General features: G+C 62.1%; 3 protein-coding genes and 1 pseudogene. 1 reads left to right on the forward strand and 3 read right to left on the reverse strand.

Annotation, left to right across the window (positions count from 1 at the left end):
• Positions 1–399: transglycosylase SLT domain-containing protein (locus AC1P6P_RS19730; RefSeq protein ID WP_481404156.1), on the forward strand; the 399-nt coding region annotated here is incomplete at its 5' end.
• A 123-nt stretch (positions 400–522) separates the two neighbouring features.
• Here the strand turns inward: AC1P6P_RS19730 and AC1P6P_RS19735 are convergent.
• The 3 genes and pseudogenes from AC1P6P_RS19735 to gatB all read right to left on the reverse strand — a co-directional run.
• Positions 523–795, reverse strand: coding sequence for a hypothetical protein (locus AC1P6P_RS19735; RefSeq protein ID WP_481404157.1), 273 nt, complete (start codon positions 793–795; stop codon positions 523–525).
• A 188-nt stretch (positions 796–983) separates the two neighbouring features.
• Positions 984–1,832 (reverse strand): hypothetical protein, encoded by an 849-nt coding sequence (locus tag AC1P6P_RS19740; RefSeq protein WP_481404158.1) that lies wholly within the window; start codon positions 1,830–1,832, stop codon positions 984–986.
• Between the two features lie 578 nt (positions 1,833–2,410).
• Positions 2,411–3,487, reverse strand: a pseudogene (gene gatB / locus AC1P6P_RS19745) (Asp-tRNA(Asn)/Glu-tRNA(Gln) amidotransferase subunit GatB); the annotation flags it as partial.
• Between the last annotated feature and the right edge of the window lie 26 nt (positions 3,488–3,513).

The following is a 3,513-nucleotide window of genomic DNA, read 5'->3' on the forward strand; positions in this document are numbered from 1 at the left end:
GACGTGACCTACAACATGCAGCTCGGCATGACCGAGTTCTCGTCCTATCTCGCCAACTGGGGAAACTCGGTAATCGTGTCGGCCGCCGCCTACAATGCCGGCGAGGGTAATGCCAAGCGCTGGATCCAGGCGTTCGGCGATCCGCGCAGCCCAGCCACCGATCCGGTCGACTGGATCGAGAGCATCAGTTACGGCGAAACGCGCAATTACGTGCAGCGGATCGTGGAGAATTTACAGGTCTACCGGGCGCGGATCGCGGGCCACGACGTGCCCTTGCGCATCCTCAGCGATCTCTACGTCACGCTGCCGAACTTGAAGGTGCTGGCTCCGCCGGCGCCGCCCACCCCTGCGCCTGTCCCGGCCAAGAAGCCGAAAGAACGGCGGGCGAGTTCGAATTAAGCGCGACGGGCTTCTATCGCGAGCCCCCTCGCCGCCTTCGGCGGACTTCCCCCACGGTCTTGGTGCCAGCGGAAAAACTGCGTCGCCCGCAGGGGCAGAAAGAGCTCTCGGAAATCGTCGCGCCTACCGGAACATGTTCAGCCATTCGCGGGCCAGCCGCTGGGCTTCGGCGATCTGGGTCGGCAGCATCTCGCTCGCCACTTGGGCGCGCCAGCTCTTGGCCTCGTCGACGCCACGCATGGCGGCGAGGTTGAACCATTTGTGCGCCGCGATGAAATCCACCCCCACGCCCTGCCCGGTCGAATAGGCCAAGCCGAGATTATATAACGCGTCCGGCCGCCCCTTCCGGGCGTCGGTTTCGAATTGCGTCAGCGAATCCACATCCACACAGGCCATCGCCGTCAGACCCCCAGAAAGTTTCCCCGGTTGAGTTCCAAGAACCCCACCCGCGGAGAGGGATCGTGTGGCAGGAAGACTAAGGCGGGGTTAACGTGAATCCGCCTTAATGGTTAGCATCCGTTAGGATTTTTACGGACTGGCAATCGTGTCATGGCCCGCAGCGGCGGGCCATGACACCTTGCACTTCAGTTCAGCAGATCGACCAGCGCCTGGGCCTGTTTCTGGATCGCGGCGTAGTTCGGTTGCTCGCGTAAACGCTGGGCAAAACAGGCGCGGTAGTCGCGATCGGCGGCATCCTCCAGCGTCTCGGATTTCTTGCTGTCCTTCTCCGTCTTGGCGTGCGCCAGTGCCAGCTGCATCGCCTTCTGGCAATACGGCACCGGCGTGGTGGCGACGGCGAGCTTCTGGTTCGCGATGAAGACACGCTCGCCGCGGACAACGACAACGAGGAGCCGGTCGGGCCCGGCATCCATCACGTAGTCTTGCGCGAAGCCGGCAAGCTCGGCGACGGCAACCTCGGTGCCCACCGGCGCCTTCACCAGCACCAGCCCGTGCAGATAGGCGGCCGCATCGGTCGAAAGGGCCTGTGTGTAGAAAGCTTCGCTGCGGAAAGCGGCGGTCATCGACGTGGGGACGTTCTTCTTGCCCGGCCACCAGTTGCGATGGTCGATAAGCCAGCGCTTCAGCAGCGGGACACTGGTGACGTTGACGGTCGTATCGCCGGCTTCGTATTCCCACCCATCGAGCCGGCCGACGTCGATATCGCCACGGCAAAGGGCCGCGATCGTGAAGGTGCCCTTCGCGTGAGCCCCCTGCCAAGCGGGAACCGCCGCCGCCATCAGCCGCCCGAGCTCGGGCAGCGCGTGATCGAGCGCCTGGTCCTGGGCTTTGGTCTCCTTGATGGCGCAGACCTTGGCCGCCGCTTGATCGCGCGCAGATATATAAGTGTCAGTGGGGGACGACGGCACCGGATCGGCGCCTGGCGCGGCGGAAAAAAGCAGGAAAAAACAGAGAATTGACGGGGTGATGCGCATGGATTGCCCCCTTCGGCGCTTCGCGCCACTTCCCCCGCTCCCCTGCATCGTGCGGCCTCGCCATCGTGCCCGCGGGGGCAGAAAGGGATGGCGACGGGGGCAGTAAGTCCCAGAAATGCGCTGGCCGCGGCACCCGTTTGACACCTAGGTGTCAGATGGCTGCCGCGGCCTTTGCTTTAGTCATCGGTTTCTCCCGAGGGATCCACCGTGAACTATCCGCGTTTATCGCGCGGTGAAACGACGTAGAAGACTTATTTCTTCGCCTTCTTCTTCGTCGCCTTCTTCACCTTCTTCTTCGCGACCTTCTTAGCGGCCTTCTTCTTCGCAACTTTTGGCATGAGAAGTGACTCCTCTTACGTGTCGTCCGGGTCGGGCGACTCTGCCGCCCCCCAAAACGCCAACAATATGAGTGGGTTGAGATTAAAAAGGCAATACCACCCCCCTGAGGGGGAAAAGGCCGTCAAGCCCCGAATGCAAAAAGACCGCAATTTACCGATATTAAACGCACTTCATCCGCACGCGGACTAAAGCCGGCAAATTTGCCGCTGGATGGCCTCTGACTCTTGTTCTTGTACGAATCACCCCTCGTCGGGGAGTCCGAGTCGAGTTTTGAGGAGCGCGTTGACGGTCCCCGGATTGGCTTTTCCACCCGTCGCTTTCATCACCTGACCGACGAACCAGCCGATGAGTGCGGGCTTCGCTTGCGCCGCCGCGACCTTGTCGGGGTTCGCAGCGATCACCGCATCGACGGCTTTCTCGATCGCGCCGGTATCCGTCACCTGCTTGAGGCCGCGCGTCTCGACGATGGAGCGCGGATCGCCGCCTTCGGCCCACACGATATCGAGCACGTCCTTGGCGATCTTCCCCGAGATGATGTTCTCGCCGACCATCTTGATGATCTCGGCGTTGACGCGGGCGCTCACCGGACCTTCCGTGACCGACAGTCCGGCCTTGTTCAAACGTCCAAAATACTCATTGTTCAACCAGTTAGCGGCCGATTTCGCGTCGACGCCGGCGGCCAGCATGGCTTCGAAGTACTCCGCCGTCTCCTTCTCGGCGACCAGCACCAGGGCGTCGTAGGTGTTGAGGCCCATCGCCATGAAGCGATCTTTCTTCGCGTCCGGCAGTTCCGGCAACGATGACGCGATCTCGTCGACCCATTCCTGCTCGATGACGAGCGGCAACAGGTCGGGATCGGGGAAGTAGCGGTAGTCGTGCGCCTCTTCCTTGGAACGCATCGGGCGCGTCTCGCCCGTTTTGGTGTCGAACAGCAGCGTCTGCTGCGCGATGGTGCCGCCGGATTCGAGCACGTCGATCTGCCGGCGGCTTTCGTACTCGATCGCCTGCACGATGAAGCGCATCGAGTTCATGTTCTTGATTTCACAACGAGTATTGAACGGCGTGCCGGGCTTTCGCACCGACACGTTGACGTCGGCGCGCATGGAGCCTTCCTCCATGTTGCCGTCGCACGTGCCGAGGTAGCGCACGATGGCCCGCAGCTTCTTGAGGAACTGGGACGCCTCCTCCGCCGACCGCATGTCGGGGCGGGTGACGATCTCCATCAGAGCGATACCGGCGCGATTGAGATCAACGAACGAGTGATCCGGGTGCTGGTCGTGGATCGACTTGCCCGCATCCTGCTCTAAATGGAGTCGCTAGATACCTAAACGCGCGACCTAGG

This window comes from Rhizomicrobium sp., assembly GCF_056722145.1.

Bases quoted from the DNA above. Each gene is read 5' to 3' on its own strand.
- AC1P6P_RS19740 (WP_481404158.1), bottom strand. From the start codon at position 1,832: ATGCGCATCACCCCGTCAATTCTCTGTTTTTTCCTGCTTTTTTCCGCC.
- AC1P6P_RS19735 (WP_481404157.1), bottom strand. From the start codon at position 795: ATGGCCTGTGTGGATGTGGATTCGCTGACGCAATTCGAAACCGACGCC.